Origin of the sequence: Denitrificimonas caeni (assembly GCF_905120345.1) — a bacterium.
Taxonomy (GTDB): Bacteria; Pseudomonadota; Gammaproteobacteria; order Pseudomonadales; family Pseudomonadaceae; genus Denitrificimonas; species Denitrificimonas caeni_A.
Genome location: NZ_CAJHOA010000002.1, coordinates 191,415 through 205,281 on the forward strand (window position 1 = coordinate 191,415; position 13,867 = coordinate 205,281).

Below are 13,867 nucleotides of genomic sequence, written 5' to 3' on the forward strand. Positions count from 1 at the left end.
TCCGCGCTCTTGAAAGCACTGTTTATTTCACTGTATAAATGAACAGCACAAGAACGGGAGCCGTTGCCATGTTGTTACATATCTCAGTACAAAATTATGCCATCGTTGATCACCTTGACCTTGAACTACACGAAGGCATGAGCGTCATCACTGGAGAAACGGGTGCGGGTAAGTCCATTATGCTGGACGCCTTAAGCCTGACCCTAGGCGCGCGCACTGACAGCAGCGTGGTACGCCCTGGTGCCGATAAAGCCGATATTCTTAGCAGTTTTGATGTTGCCCTGATCCCTGAGGCACAACATTGGCTAAAAGAGCGTGACCTGAGCAACGAGCAGCAGTGCATTTTGCGTCGCGTCATTACTCGCGAAGGCCGCTCCCGTGCCTATATCAATGGCACGCCCTGCCCCTTAGCTGATTTAAAAGCATTGGGCGAGCTATTGATTGATATCCACAGTCAGCATGAGCACCAATCCCTGCTCAAAACCGATACTCATCGCCGTCTACTGGATGAGTTTGCCGGAGCCACTGAGCATGCTCGCGCAGTACAGAGCTTGGCTCAGCGCTGGCGTAACACCCAACAGCAGTTGCAACAACTCAGCGCCAACGAAGAAGAACAACGCGCTCGTCGTCAACTTTTAACCTATCAATTGGAAGAGCTCGACACCTTAGCCGTTCACTCAGACGAAGTTGAACAACTGGAGCAAGAGCATAAAAGTTTAAGCAACTCAGAAGCCTTATTGGACAACTGTCGGCAGATTATTGATACCTGCAGCGACAATGACAACAGTAATATTCTTGGGATTTTAGCCTCGTTACTGCAACGCGCTAATGCCATCTCTGCAGCACCGCAAGCGTTTAGACAAGCCACTGAGTTACTCGCTAGCGCGCAGATTCAAATCGAAGAAGCGGTGAGTGAGTTTAATGATTTTGTCGATCATTTTGATGCTGATCCACAACGCCAGCAATGGATCGAAGAACGCTTAGATAGCATTTACACCTTGGCACGCAAGCACCGCGTGCTACCTGAACAACTGCATGAACTACAAGCGCAGTTACAAACAGAGCTCGAAGGCTTAGATGCAGGCGACGCCAGCCTTGAGCACTTACAACAGGCCGCGGCACTACTGGCTAATGAATACACAGAAAAAGCGCAAGCGCTCAGCAAGCTACGCAATAAGGCAGCAAAAAAACTAGCCAGCGCCGTGATGCAACAATTGCATATGCTGGGCATGCCTGACGGTCAGTTTAGCGTGACGTTGCAGACGTCAGAAGCCACGACACCTTCAGCGCACGGCTTAGAACATATTGAGTTTTTAGTCAGCGCCAACCCAGGCCAACCTTTGCGTGGCTTAGCCAAAGTCGCTTCAGGTGGTGAGTTATCACGGATCAGCTTAGCTATTCAGGTGATCACTGCGCAAACCTCACGCGTACCAACCTTGGTGTTTGACGAAGTAGACGTCGGCATTGGCGGCCCTACCGCGGAGATCGTTGGTCAGTTACTGCGTCAACTCGGTGAAACAGGTCAAGTACTGACTGTCACTCACTTACCGCAAGTTGCCGCGCAAGGCCACCAGCACTTATTTGTGTATAAAGAGCGCAAACAAAAATCCACCCATACTGCGGTTAAATTACTGACTCACGAACAACGCATTGAGGAAGTAGCACGTATGCTTGGCGGCATTGATCTCACCCATGAGTCTCTGTTGCATGCGCGTAAGATCCTCGATAATGCACAACCCAGCGCCATAGCGCAGCGCGCTTAACCTCATGCACCGCAAGGGTTACTGCTTACCTTTCTTGATCAGTGAGATATTCGGCTGCTGCCAGTCACCGGAGATATGGTAGGTCACGCTAGCAAACCGAGAGAGACGATCGCCAATGAGACGATCAACGATAAACAGTGCACCGCCTATCGCAGGCGCTCCGACAACAATGGCAGCGAGGGGTAGATTATTGGTCAGCGGCAAGGTCACCAATAAGGTGGCTTTAATTTGCTCATTGGCTAAATCGAGCTGCCCTTGCAACTCAAAGTCACTGGATGGACCTTCAAGCACTAACGGTGTTTGCGTACGGTAAACGCCGTTAGTCACTTTGATCTCACCTTTAATGCGGTCATAGGCCATGCCTTTACCCAGCAAGTCAGAAAAGTCCAAACGTAAACGTCGACCAATCGAATCAAAGTTAAACAAGCCAAAAACACGCAGTGCTTGAGCACTGCCATCGACCGTGACTAACTGCCCATGATTCAATTTAATCCCTAGGTCGCCACTGAGCTTAGCCAAACTTAAGCCCGCAGGCGAACCACTCCAGCGCATATCAGCATCGACACGGAAGGTCTTGCTGGTCACTGTGGGCGCAAAACCCCAGGCCAACAAAACCTCACTGAGATTATTACCTTCCAGCTGGCCTTTATACCAACTGCGTACCTGTCCATTCACTTTTTCCCAGCCGGCTTGCCCTGTCACATTAAGACCTTTGAGGTCTAGATTAAGCGTATCAAAGAGCACCCCTTGCGCCTGTGGCCGCGTATTTAACGACCAAGCTCCTAAATGATCAGCCCCCCGATACAGCGCATCAATCTTTATATTAAGCGCTGGAATACTGCGCATATCAAAGTCAGCCAATACATCCTCTTCTGGCTGTTCGGAATCGACAACTTTAGCTTTAGGTAACTGCAAATGAGCAAAGTGCACTTGCAAAGGTTGGTCAGCATCTATCTCTACAATTTGCCCTTTGACGTTCTCGCTATCCAGTGCTAATTGCCAACCCTTTGCTTGGGGCCGAAAATCAACACTGACATTATCCGCCAGCAGACCAAAGCCAGTAAAACGACGGATATCGAGCGTGGCACTGGTCAACAACTGCGGCCCTCCTTGCTCGGGCAGAGTGTAACGCTGCATGATGTGCTGCCAAGCGCCGAGATCAAAATCATTGATCCGCCCACGCACTTGCAGACCGGCCTGTGTGGGCAGTCGAGCCAGCCCTCCGCCAACCTGCAACTGGGCTCGTCCACCGAGAATATTATCTGCGGCCGCCGCTAAGTTAAGACTTATTTGATCGGCATAATCAAACCAATAACGTCGCTCTGCGCCCGCTAAGGTCATCCGCCAGTCAGCATAACTCTGCTGACTGGCGGTTTTACCAAAAGGCGCAGGCAAGTCCACATTAACGCCGAGCAAACTGGAGTCAATTCTTAATTGGCTGTCAGCACCTTCTAATAATAGCCGTAAACGGTAGGGCAAGTTACCCGATACCGGCAGCGGTTGAGTCACCTCGCCCCACTTAATTAACTGCTCAAGCGGCATCAGCCCTTGCACATCAATATGAGTACGTAACTGCCCATCACGTCCCCCTGCTTCAATATCTCCGGAAAATTGTTGCCCTAAAAACGTTCCAGATACTTTTTTAGCACTTAAGCCACGCTGATTATCAAACTCAAACTGCCCGTTTAATTGACGTAACTGTACATTGATATCAGGCATATCCAATTCTACGCGCTGGGCATCTAAGGCCAATTGAATATGTACAGGTTGCTGCGCTGCTAAAGGCACTGTCAGGTCCAAAACAATGGGTAACTTGCCTTTGCCTCGCCAGCTGGAAAACTCTGCTGCGGTCTGCGCTATAGGTGTTTTTTGTAGAAAGTAGAGCCCGTCGGCAATGCTACTTTGCAACTCAGTATGCAATTGTAAAATCGGCACTTGCCCATGCGCGCCATACACTACTTCACCATAAGCGCCGGTTACCGGTGAATTTAAAATCTTGCCCTTATCAATACTGATACGTACGCCGCTGTCTTCAATCAACACCTCACCGACTGCTTCAGTTAAAGCCGGCCAACCTGGTTGATATTCAAGCTGCGCATCGCGCACTGCAAAATACAAACTTAACGAACGTGATTCGGCTGTCGAGCCTTTATTTAACGAGCCTTGGTATTGAAAATAACCTTGATCAATATGACCGGCTTGAATGGCAGTGCTCAGCCAGTGCTCTAACTCATCACTGAACCCTGGCACGAGGGACGGCAAATATTTACTGGTAAAGCGCGCATCACCATCGCGCAGGCCCACTCGTAAATCCATATAATCTTCTGCAGCAGGATCTTTAAGCAAACGAATTAAAAAATCGCCAGCAATCTCACCTTCTTCACCCTGTACCTGCAAATACGGACTTTCTAAAGTAAAGCCCTCATCATCAAAACGCCATAATAACTGGGCATGGGCGCGCTGATACAACCATGGTTTGGCAAACAATTTAGCCAAGTGCAGACTAAACCCGTTATCACTGGCCAAGCGCAACTCACCTTGCAGCAAGCTACCAGAAATTTGGCCATTGATACCACTCGCGGCAGGTACGTCATGCCAAGCAGAAAACTCAACATCCTGCACGTTGCTGACAAAGGCTAAACGCTCAGATATTGGTGCATCGGGGCGCCATTGTGCTTGCAAGTTGTGTAATACGCCGTGAGGCTGCATGCTGTTTAAAACATCTGCAGCCACTTCAGGCAACGGCACGAGGCGCGTAACCAGATGCTGCACATCCGTTAAATTAAGCTGCTGTATTGCCAACTGCCAAAGTGCAGCATCAGGGTTCTCATAACTGGCCAGGATACGTAAATCGCGCGGCGCTAAGTCATCAATTCGCAGCGCCAAACGCTCAAACCAAACACGCTGTACACCAGCCACATTCTGATAAAAAGCCAAGGCATTCTGACTCTGCAGATGCAGCGGCTCTGCATCTGCAGCCTGCCCTTCTATATCCAACTGATTGAGACGTAGCGCCGCACTGCGCATTTGTCCTTGCGCGGCGTGCAACCAAAGCTCAGCACCGAATTCTAATTTTGCGAGCTGCCAGTTTTGCAAATAGGTTTTAGGGATCCACTGAGCAAGATCACTGCTGGGTGTTTTGAGGTACACCGCTAATGCACTCTTACGCCAATCATCCTCAACCAACTGGCCTTGTGCACTCAACTCTAAGGTTTCGCCATCAGGAAGTAACGCCCGCAGATCTAAACGATGCTGCTGAGCGCTATGGCTTAAAGTAAAACCGGCATAGGTTAACGCTAGCGGCTGATGAGCAAATGCTTGAATAATAATTCGGCTGTTTAACACGCTAAGGCGAGCCACTTGGTCGAGCTTATGCAGCCAATCATTCAGTTGAAAAGCCGTTTGTTCAGTATCTTGTAACTGCAAGCCTTGCAGCGACCATTGCCCTTCTGAGTTTTCTTGCAGATGTATTTGCAGGCCATGCAAGGTCACAGCAGCTAAGCGCAACTCACCGGCCAATACACTCGCAATAACATCAGGCTGGATATGCAACTCTTCAACCTGCACCGCATCATCACCCTCACCGAGAGTCACATAACGCGCCGCTAACAGCGGTGAAAAACCACGCCAGCCCCCCTCTAGCTGTTCAATCTGAATTTTCTGCTGCAAACGTTGCTGCAATTGCTGCTCAATATCTTCGCGGTACTCGGCCATCAGCGGCGCCAGCTGGCGACCCAAGCTCACATACAGCGCCGCAATCATGAGCAATCCAGCCAGCGACCACACACCCAAACGCAGCAGGTTATTTAGTACCCGAAGAACAACACTCATACCGATATCCTAATCAGTGACCCAGTCAGAGTAGGACCACATCATACTGCTCCTGCGAGTACATACTCTCCACTTGGAAGCGTACTGGATGACCGATAAACGACTCTAAGTCAGCCACGTTGCCTGACTCTTCATCCAACAATCGATCGACCACACTCTGACTCGCTAACACCATATAACCGTCCGCTTGAAAGGCTCGTGCCTCGCGCAAAATCTCACGAAAGATCTCATAACAAATAGTTTCTGCAGTCCGCATCTGTCCGCGACCCTGACAGGTTGCACAGGGTTCACAGAGCACTTGAGTCAAACTCTCCCGTGTACGCTTACGGGTCATTTGTACCAAGCCGAGCTCAGTGATACCGATAATATTGGTTTTTGCATAATCGCGCTCCAACTGTCGCTCTAAGGTGCGCAACACTTGACGGCGATGCTCCTCATCTTCCATATCAATAAAGTCAATAATGATAATGCCGCCAACATTACGTAATCGCAGTTGACGGGCGATGGTTAAAGCGGCCTCAAGATTGGTTTTAAAGACAGTTTCTTCAAGGTTGCGATGTCCGACAAAGGCACCGGTATTGACATCAATAGTGGTCATCGCCTCAGTCGGATCAATCACCAAGTGCCCACCTGATTTAAGCGGTACTTTACGCTCTAAGGCTTTCTGAATTTCATCCTCAATGCCATACAGATCAAAGATTGGCCGCTCGCCTGGGTAGTGCTCAACCCGATCAGCAATTTCCGGCATCAGTTCACCAACAAACTGCAGCGCTTTCTGCAGCGTTTCGCGCGAATCAATCCGCACTTTTTCTGTATGCTCAGCGGCTAAGTCGCGCAGAGTACGTAGCGGCAAGGAGAGTTCTTCATAGATAACTGTCGGCGCGCCACACACTTTCATTTGCTCACGCACTTGCTCCCACAGTCGATGCAAATAGCGGATGTCCAATAAAATTGCCGAAATATCCGCACCTTCAGTCGCTGTGCGAATAATAAAGCCACCCTTTTCCTCAAGCCCCTCGGCAGCTAAGCACTCAGTGACCGCCTGCTTTAAACGATCACGTTCAGCTTCTTCTTCAATCTTTAGCGATACGCCAATATGGCTGCTGCTGGGCATATACACGAGATAGCGTGACGGGATCGACAAGTTAGTGGTCAGACGCGCACCTTTACTGCCAATCGGATCTTTAGTGACTTGGACGACGATGGCCTGTCCTTCATGGACTAAGCCACTGATACTGTCAGCACTATTTCCTTCGCGAGCACTGATATCTGCCGCATGAATAAAGGCGGCACGCGATAAGCCAATATCAATAAAAGCAGCCTGCATCCCAGGTAGCACGCGTACCACTTTGCCTTTGTAAATATTACCGACAATACCGCGACGCTGAGTGCGCTCAACATGCACTTCTTGCAAGACACCATTCTCAACCACGGCGACGCGCGATTCCATTGGCGTTATATTGATTAAAATTTCTTCACTCATGGCGCTCTCAGTCTAAGGCATAGATGTGCACGGCCAACTCGATGCAAACAACAAGATGTAGGCTGTGCAAAAACACCAAGCATCTTCACAACATTCAATCTGTCAACATCACCCCTTCTGTAGAAGCTGATCATGCTTACAACAACACCCTAACCCACAACATTGCAGTATCACACTCAGCGCTACAGTGCGAAGGCATCGCCTGTCACTGGGTCAAACCAATATACGACACTTAAGAAGGTAACATCGATCTAAACAATACAGCTAGCAAAGCTCACGCCGACTGCAACATAAGCTCACACACTACCAAGCTTGCCGTTGTCAAACCACGCAAGCGGCTCTAACAGAACACGGCTCCATGCAAGTGTCACAAACGTTTCACATTACTCAGCAATAAATACAGCCAAGGCCAGAGCAAACAACTGACCAAGACCGGTACTGCATAATAACCAATTTCTGGGCGCATCCCCGACAAGGTGCTCAACCACAACAGCACCAGTTGCGCTAAACCATAAATAACCAACAGTGCGCACGACTGTTGCCATAAGGGGAAAAGTTTCAGGCGTTGTTGCAAGGTGACCACTAAAAACACCACCAGCACGAGTGCTAGAGCATGCTGGCCAAATAATGTGCCGTATAGAATATCTTGGGCAAGGCCCAAGCCCCAAGCCGTCAGCAAGCCGACTTGATGCGGATAATTGATTGCCCAAAACGTCAATACCAACGCCAGCCACAAAGGCCGACCAATCTCTAAATGCTCTGGCATGGGCGCGACTGATAGCAATAAAGCGATCACTAAAGTAGCCCACATCACTGCTGTCATTTTACCCCATGAGCCACTCATTTATTGTGCCTCCACGGCAGTGCTTTCAGTGGCTTTGAGCAACTGCTTGGCATCTTCTAAAGCATTTTGCACTTCTTCATCCAAGGCTTGGGTTGAGCCTTTGCTATCACTGAATACCAGCAAGAGGTAACGACTGCGATTGAGGTTAGCAGCCGGTAAGGCTTGAATCTGGCTAAATGGCTGTCCGGTATTGCGCTGCACGTCACTGACCACGGCAACCGGATAACCCACAGGAAAACGCTGCCCCATCCCCGAAGTCACCAGCAAGTCACCTTCGCGAATATCGGCGGTATCGGTGACGTAACGTAACTCAATGGCATCAAGATCACCGGTACCACTGGCGATAGCCCGCAAGCCGTTGCGATTCACTTGCACCGGAATACTATGATTACTGTCGGTAATTAATAAGACCCGCGAACTGTAAGGCATCACTTCAATCACTTGCCCCATCACCCCACGCGCATCCAAAACGGGCTGACCTAAAAAGACACCACTGCTGCTGCCTTTATTAATCAACACGCGGTGCGTGTGCGGATTCGGATCAATACCGATCAACTCCGCCACTAAAACTCGGTCATCAATCAATGCAGAGGAATTAAGCAGTTCACGTAAACGAACATTTTGCTCGGTTAAAGTCGCGAGCTTTTGCAAACGACGCTGCATCAGTAAAATATCTGCACGCAGCTCTTCATTCTCAGCGAGCAGATCAGTGCGACTACTAAACATTTGCAGGGTGTCAGACCAGGCACGCACCGGCATGTCACCTAACCAGTACAGCGGGGTAAGGACCATACCTAAACTACTGCGCACAGGTTTAAGCATCTCCAGTCGCGCATCTACTAGCATCAAGGCAACAGAAAAACACGTGAGTATTAGAAATTGCGTACTTAGCAAAGTACTTTTAGCAAATAATGGCTTAATGACGCATCCTCGGCGACTTAACTGTGGAGCAGTATAAAGCTATCCACAGTTAAGATGAACGATAAGCACAGAGCAAAATTCTTAGAGGATTTTTGGCGCTTATTCAGTCGACAGCAAATCCATTGAGTTGCTATCCATCATTTCTAAAGCACGACCACCACCCAGCGCGACACAGTTCTTTGGATTCTCAGCAACAATCACTGGCAAGCCCGTTTCTTGCGCCAGCAATTTATCCATATCACGCAGCAAAGCGCCACCACCGGTTAACACTAAACCGCGCTCAGCAATATCTGATGCCAACTCAGGAGGAGACTGCTCCAACGCACTTTTAACCGCTTGTACAATCGCCGCTAAAGATTCCTGCAATGCCTCTAACACTTCATCAGAGTTTAAGGTAAAGCTGCGTGGAATACCTTCAGCTAAGTTACGACCGCGCACATCAAACTCTAACAGCTCGCCACCTGGGAAGGCTGCACCAATTTCTTGCTTAATGCGTTCCGCCGTTGACTCACCAATCAAGCTGCCATAGTTGCGGCGTACATAGGTAATAATCGCTTCATCAAAACGGTCACCGCCCACACGAACCGACTCGGCGTAGACCACTCCATTGAGTGAGATCAAAGCAATTTCAGTGGTACCACCACCAATATCGACCACCATTGAACCACGTGCTTCATCAACCGGTAAACCGGCACCGATCGCAGCAGCCATTGGCTCTTCAATTAAAAAGACTTCACGGGCGCCAGCACCCAACGCCGACTCTCGAATAGCACGACGCTCGACCTGGGTGGATTTACATGGTACGCAAATAAGTACCCGTGGGCTGGGTTGCAAAAAACTGTTCTCATGTACTTTATTAATAAAGTACTGCAGCATTTTTTCACAGACACTAAAGTCGGCAATCACGCCGTCTTTCATCGGACGAATTGCACAAATATTCCCAGGCGTACGACCAAGCATACGTTTCGCATCAGTACCAACAGCAACCACACTTTTTTGGTTGCCTCGTGTACGGATCGCAACAACTGATGGCTCATCTAATACAATACCGCGATCGCGTACATAAATAAGGGTATTGGCAGTCCCCAAGTCGATGGATAAGTCACTGGAAAACATGCCGCGTAATTTCTTGAACATGGGATGAATAACCCTAGGTAACGCGCATTTGAAACGCTGATTAAAAAATATTAGGAAACTCTAACAACCATCGTCCTTTTGAGCAAGGTACGCACTGTGATAGATTAGCACTTTCTTAGCTTTAATATGTTTTTTTACAAACCTATAGATTACGCGATCAATTGATTGTTCAATCTTTGCGGGATAAATGACCGTTACACTTTTTTAAGTAGGAGATCCTCACATGGCACTTGAACGCTGCGACGTGGAAAAACTGGCTCACCTGGCGCGACTGGGCTTGAATGATGCACAAATAGGCAGCAGCACTGCATCCTTAAATGCCGTCCTCGACATGATCAATGCCATGCAAGCGGTTAATACTGACGGCATTGCGCCACTGGCCAATCCACTCGAAGCCAGCCAACGCTTACGTCCAGACACAGTCACTGAAAGCAATCACCGCGATGACTACCAAGCCCTCGCTCCTGCGGTAGAAAACGGCTTATACCTGGTACCCAAAGTCATCGATTAAGGACTCATTTGTCATGCATCAACTTACCTTAGCTAATATCTCGAAAGCGCTGGCTGCTAAGCAGTTTTCCGTACGCGAGCTGACCAGTCATTTATTGACACGCATCGAGCAACTCGATCCGCAACTCAATAGTTTTATTACTCTAAGCAAAGACTCTGCTTTACAGCAAGCTGAAGCGGCTGATGAATTACGCAGTACCGGCATCAGTGCGCCATTACTCGGTGTGCCGCTCGCTCACAAAGATTTATTTTGTACTGAAGGGGTTCGTACCAGCTGCGCCTCAAAAATGTTGGATAATTTTGTTGCACCTTACACTGCAGCAGTGGTTGATAATCTCAACAAAGCGGGCTGTATCAGTTTAGGTAAACTCAATATGGACGAGTTTGCCATGGGTTCATCTGGCGAAACCAGTTTCTATGGCGCCAGCAAGAACCCTTGGGACACCTCACGTGTGCCCGGCGGCTCGTCCAGCGGTAGCGCCGTTGCTGTGGCTGCACGTTTAGTGCCGGCGAGCACCGGCAGTGACAGTGGCGGCTCGATTCGTCAGCCAGCAGCCTTTACTGGCCTGACCGGAATTAAGCCAACCTACGGCCGTATCTCACGCTGGGGCATGACCGCTTATGCCTCAAGTTTTGACCAAGCTGGGTTTTTAGCGCACACCGCTGAAGACTGTGCGATGTTGCTACAAGCGACCGCAGGCTTTGATGAGCGCGACTCAACCAGCGCACAACAGCCCGTTGACAATTACGTCGAAGCTTTAAGCCAACCTCTTAAAGGCTTACGCGTCGGCCTCCCGCAAGAATATTTCGACAGCCGTCTCGACAGTCGCATTGGTGACGTGGTCCACACCGCGATCGACCAGCTCAAGCAGCTCGGCGCCACTTTTGTTGATATCAGCCTCCCTAGCTTGCCACATGCAGTACCGGCCTACTATGTCATTGCTTCAGCTGAAGCCTCGACCAACTTAGCGCGCTTTGATGGCGTACGTTACGGCTATCGCTGCGAAGATCCAAAGGATCTTGAAGACCTGTACTTGCGTTCGCGCAATGAAGCCTTTGGCGAAGAAGTCAAGCGTCGCATTATGATTGGTACCTATGCGCTATCGACCGGTTACTACGATGCTTACTATTTAAAAGCACAAAAAATTCGTCGCTTAATCAAAAATGATTTTGACAGTGCCTTTAAAAATGTCGACCTGATTCTCGGCCCAACCACGCCCAACCTGCCTTGGCAGCTGGGCAGTAAGGTCAACGACCCTGTCGCGGCGTATTTAGAAGATATTTATACCGTGCCAGCTAACCTTGCTGGCATTCCTGGCCTATCAATGCCCGCGGGCATGATCGATGGTCTACCAGTCGGCGTACAACTGCTCGCTCCGTACTTCCAAGAAGCACGTTTACTGCAAGTTGCACATCAATTTCAACAACATACTGATTGGCACGCTCGTACGCCAGCCGGATTCTGAGGACGACTCACATGCAATGGGAAACCGTGATCGGGCTGGAAATCCACGCACAGCTCGCAACTAACACTAAGATTTTCTCGGGTAGCTCCACCACTTTCGGTGCCGAACCCAATACTCAGGCCAGCTTAATTGACTTGGCGATGCCTGGCACTTTACCAGTGCTCAACGAAGAAGCCGTGCGCATGGCCTGCATGTTTGGTTTAGCGGTCGATGCTCATATCGCTGAACACAACATCTTCGCCCGTAAAAACTACTTCTACCCTGACTTGCCAAAAGGCTACCAAACCAGCCAAATGGATGATCCAATTGTTGGCCTTGGCCACCTGGATATCGCGCTCGAAGATGGCAGCATCAAACGTGTTGGCATTACTCGTGCGCACCTTGAAGAAGATGCAGGAAAAAGCTTGCACGAAGACTTTAGCGGCATGACTGGGATTGACTTAAACCGTGCTGGCACACCGCTACTGGAAATCGTCTCTGAGCCAGAGTTAAGCAACGCTAAAGAAGCAGTGGCTTACGCTAAAGCCATTCACACCTTAGTGCGTTACTTAAATATCTGTGACGGCAACATGGCTGAAGGCTCATTCCGCTGCGACTGTAACGTGTCGGTACGCCCTAAAGGTCAAACCACACTGGGCACCCGTACTGAAATTAAAAACGTTAACTCATTTCGCTTTATTGAGCGTTCGATCAATCATGAAATTCAACGTCAAATTGAATTGATTGAAGACGGCGGCAAAGTCACTCAAGAAACCCGTCTCTACGATCCCAACAAAGACGAAACGCGCTCGATGCGCAGTAAAGAAGAAGCCAACGATTACCGTTACTTCCCTTGCCCAGATTTATTACCCGTGCATATCCCTCGCGACATGCTGGAAAACCTGCGCACTCAGCTGCCTGAGCTGCCCACGCAAAAGCGTGAGCGTTTTGAGGCAGCCTTTGGCTTGTCGACCTACGATGCCAGCGTGTTATCCGCCAGTCGTGAAATGGCCGACTACTTTGAAGTGGTAGAGAAGATCTGTCAGGACGCTAAATTAGCGACCAACTGGGTCATGGGCGAGCTCTCGAGCTTACTTAATAAAGAAAATCTCGATATCAGCCAATCGCCAGTTAGCGCTGAACACCTAGGTGGCATGCTACTGCGCATTAAAGACAACACCATTTCCGGCAAAATCGCGAAGATGGTCTTTGAAGCAATGGCAGCTGGCGAAGGCGATGCGGATCAAATTATTGAACAACGCGGCCTTAAGCAAGTCACAGACAGCGGCGCGATTGAAGCGATGCTCGATGAAGTACTGGCAGCCAACGCTGAGCAAGTTGAACAGTACCGCGTCAGCGATGAAAACAAGCGTGGCAAAATGTTTGGCTTCTTTGTTGGTCAAGCGATGCGCGCGTCAAAAGGCAAAGCTAACCCGCAACAAGTTAACGAGTTACTCAAGCAAAAACTTGATCAGTAACCTGTGACTGCATTACAGCTGGCCTTCAACCGCCAGCTGTAGATTGCACCCACCGTGCACTGTTCAAGGAGTGTATTTATGCGAGCCTATCTACTATTTTCCGCGCTACTATTATTAAGCGCTTGCTCATCACAAGGCACTCATCAAGATGCTGCGATCAGCGGTAAAGCGTCATGGTATGGCGCAAAACACCACGGCAAAAAAACCGCCAGTGGCGAGTATTTTAACCAGAACGCATTGACTGGCGCGCACCGCACCTTAGCCTTTGGCACCCAAGTCAAAGTCACCAACACCCTCAACAACAAAAGTGTCACGGTACGCATCAATGACCGCGGCCCTTACAGTAAAGGTCGTAGCATTGACTTATCTCGCGCCGCCGCACAAAAGATCGATATGATCAGCAGTGGCGTGGCCCCTGTACGCCTGCAAATACTGCGTTAATAATTTCCCTGAAA

General features: G+C 49.5%; 10 protein-coding genes. 5 read left to right on the plus strand and 5 right to left on the minus strand.

Features of this window, described 5'->3' with window-relative positions:
* The first annotated feature begins 68 nt into the window (after nt 1-68).
* Nucleotides 69-1,763, plus strand: coding sequence for a DNA repair protein RecN (gene recN, locus JYJ62_RS04530; protein WP_205341014.1), 1,695 nt, complete (start codon nt 69-71; stop codon nt 1,761-1,763).
* An 18-nt stretch (nt 1,764-1,781) separates the two neighbouring features.
* Here the strand turns inward: recN and JYJ62_RS04535 are convergent, their stop codons facing one another.
* The 5 genes from JYJ62_RS04535 to JYJ62_RS04555 all read right to left on the minus strand — a co-directional run bounded on the left by JYJ62_RS04535 (nt 1,782) and on the right by JYJ62_RS04555 (nt 9,979).
* On the minus strand, nt 1,782-5,594 hold the full coding sequence (locus JYJ62_RS04535) for a YhdP family protein (protein ID WP_205341015.1): 3,813 nt from the start codon (nt 5,592-5,594) through the stop codon (nt 1,782-1,784).
* A gap of 25 nt (nt 5,595-5,619) precedes the next feature.
* Nucleotides 5,620-7,077, minus strand: a complete 1,458-nt coding sequence (gene rng / locus JYJ62_RS04540) for a ribonuclease G (RefSeq protein ID WP_205341016.1) — start codon at nt 7,075-7,077, stop codon at nt 5,620-5,622.
* Between the two features lie 367 nt (nt 7,078-7,444).
* A complete protein-coding gene (gene mreD, locus JYJ62_RS04545; RefSeq protein WP_205341017.1) occupies nt 7,445-7,921 on the minus strand; it encodes a rod shape-determining protein MreD in 477 nt (158 codons plus the stop codon).
* The gene (mreC, locus tag JYJ62_RS04550) at nt 7,922-8,815 is read right to left on the minus strand and encodes a rod shape-determining protein MreC (RefSeq protein WP_232365714.1); all 894 of its coding nucleotides are present in this window, start codon (nt 8,813-8,815) and stop codon (nt 7,922-7,924) included.
* 126 nt (nt 8,816-8,941) lie between these two features.
* Nucleotides 8,942-9,979 carry a rod shape-determining protein gene (locus JYJ62_RS04555; RefSeq protein WP_205341018.1) on the minus strand — a complete coding sequence of 346 codons (1,038 nt, stop codon included), beginning with the start codon at nt 9,977-9,979 and terminating at the stop codon, nt 8,942-8,944.
* Between the two features lie 223 nt (nt 9,980-10,202).
* Here JYJ62_RS04555 and gatC point away from each other — a divergent pair, with 223 nt between their 5' ends.
* The 4 genes from gatC to JYJ62_RS04575 all read left to right on the plus strand — a co-directional run bounded on the left by gatC (nt 10,203) and on the right by JYJ62_RS04575 (nt 13,853).
* Complete coding sequence (gene gatC, locus JYJ62_RS04560) at nt 10,203-10,490, plus strand: Asp-tRNA(Asn)/Glu-tRNA(Gln) amidotransferase subunit GatC (RefSeq protein ID WP_205341019.1); 288 nt, start codon at nt 10,203-10,205, stop codon at nt 10,488-10,490.
* Nucleotides 10,491-10,503: 13 nt separating this feature from the next.
* The gene (gatA, locus tag JYJ62_RS04565; RefSeq protein ID WP_205341020.1) at nt 10,504-11,955 is read left to right on the plus strand and encodes an Asp-tRNA(Asn)/Glu-tRNA(Gln) amidotransferase subunit GatA; all 1,452 of its coding nucleotides are present in this window, start codon (nt 10,504-10,506) and stop codon (nt 11,953-11,955) included.
* Between the two features lie 11 nt (nt 11,956-11,966).
* Nucleotides 11,967-13,412: an Asp-tRNA(Asn)/Glu-tRNA(Gln) amidotransferase subunit GatB gene (gene gatB / locus JYJ62_RS04570; RefSeq protein WP_205341021.1), complete on the plus strand. Its 1,446-nt coding sequence runs from the start codon at nt 11,967-11,969 to the stop codon at nt 13,410-13,412.
* Nucleotides 13,413-13,490: 78 nt separating this feature from the next.
* Nucleotides 13,491-13,853, plus strand: a complete 363-nt coding sequence (locus tag JYJ62_RS04575; protein ID WP_205341022.1) for a septal ring lytic transglycosylase RlpA family protein — start codon at nt 13,491-13,493, stop codon at nt 13,851-13,853.
* The last annotated feature ends 14 nt before the right edge of the window (nt 13,854-13,867 follow it).

Coding starts and splice junctions, on each gene's coding strand:
- rng (WP_205341016.1), bottom strand. CDS start 7,077: ATGAGTGAAGAAATTTTAATCAATATAACGCCAATGGAATCGCGCGTC.
- JYJ62_RS04535 (WP_205341015.1), bottom strand. CDS start 5,594: ATGAGTGTTGTTCTTCGGGTACTAAATAACCTGCTGCGTTTGGGTGTG.
- gatB (WP_205341021.1), top strand. CDS start 11,967: ATGCAATGGGAAACCGTGATCGGGCTGGAAATCCACGCACAGCTCGCA.
- gatA (WP_205341020.1), top strand. CDS start 10,504: ATGCATCAACTTACCTTAGCTAATATCTCGAAAGCGCTGGCTGCTAAG.
- JYJ62_RS04555 (WP_205341018.1), bottom strand. CDS start 9,979: ATGTTCAAGAAATTACGCGGCATGTTTTCCAGTGACTTATCCATCGAC.
- recN (WP_205341014.1), top strand. CDS start 69: ATGTTGTTACATATCTCAGTACAAAATTATGCCATCGTTGATCACCTT.
- gatC (WP_205341019.1), top strand. CDS start 10,203: ATGGCACTTGAACGCTGCGACGTGGAAAAACTGGCTCACCTGGCGCGA.
- mreD (WP_205341017.1), bottom strand. CDS start 7,921: ATGAGTGGCTCATGGGGTAAAATGACAGCAGTGATGTGGGCTACTTTA.
- JYJ62_RS04575 (WP_205341022.1), top strand. CDS start 13,491: ATGCGAGCCTATCTACTATTTTCCGCGCTACTATTATTAAGCGCTTGC.